Annotated in this window: 1 protein-coding gene; it reads right to left on the minus strand. The window is 68.4% G+C overall.

The genetic code is table 11. The annotated features are described in order from the left end of the window. Positions 1 to 506: P-type ATPase (locus AACY08_RS28820; RefSeq protein ID WP_445262058.1), on the minus strand; the 506-nt coding region annotated here is incomplete at both ends.

The following is a 506-nucleotide window of genomic DNA, read 5'->3' on the forward strand; positions in this document are numbered from 1 at the left end:
CGTGACGGTGGTAATCATCGGCAGCAATTCGGGCGTCAGCCCCACCGCCAGCGCGACCGCGAACATCAGCGATTGCAGCGCCGGTCGCCCGAAGAACACACTCGTCGCCAGCACCACCACGACCAGCACGATCGTCAGCCGCGCGGTGAGCAGCCCATAACTGCGCAAGTCGCGCTGAAAGGGGGAAAGTTCGGTCGCTTCGTCCAGCGCCGCCGCCGCGCCGCCAAACACGGTCGCTGCCCCGCAATGGACGACCAACGCGATTGCCTCGCCGGTCTGGCCGACCGCGCCGCGAAACAGCGCATTCGACGCCTCGCCTGCCGTCTCACCGGTGACCGTGCCGGGGCGCTTTTCCACCGGATACGGCTCGCCGGTCAGCGCCGCCTCATTGGCGGTAAAGGCATCACTATCGAGCACCAGCCCGTCGGCCGGGATGATGTCGCCCGCGCGCACGCGCATCACGTCGCCGGGCACCACGCCCTCGACCGCAATCTGCACGAACTGGC

The sequence above is a fragment of the Pseudomonas sp. EL_65y_Pfl1_R83 genome (assembly GCF_963970695.1).
Classification (GTDB): domain Bacteria; phylum Pseudomonadota; class Gammaproteobacteria; order Pseudomonadales; family Pseudomonadaceae; genus Aquipseudomonas; species Aquipseudomonas tritici.